Origin of the sequence: Nocardioides antri (genome assembly GCF_008373765.1) — a bacterium.
GTDB classification, from domain to species: Bacteria; Actinomycetota; Actinomycetes; order Propionibacteriales; family Nocardioidaceae; genus Nocardioides; species Nocardioides antri.
On sequence record NZ_VUJW01000069.1, the window covers coordinates 1 to 233 of the forward strand.

Annotated in this window: 1 pseudogene; it reads left to right on the forward strand. The window is 81.1% G+C overall.

Annotation, left to right across the window (positions count from 1 at the left end):
- Positions 1 to 233 (forward strand): annotated as a pseudogene (locus tag F0U47_RS21660) (hypothetical protein); the annotation flags it as partial.

Sequence of the window (233 nt, forward strand, 5' to 3'; positions counted from 1 at the left end):
TGGCGATGAAGGCCCGCCCGCTCGGTCGCAAGGGAGTCGTCGTCGGCGACCGGGTCCGCGTCGTCGGCGACGTCTCGGGCGCCGACGGCAGCCTCGCCCGGATCGTCGAGGTCGGCGAGCGCAGCACCGTGCTGCGTCGTACCGCGGGCGACGACGACCCGGTCGGGGCGTGGGGGAAGCACGCCGCCGGCCCCCCCCCCGGCCCCCGCCCCCCCCCCCCCCCCCCGGCGGCC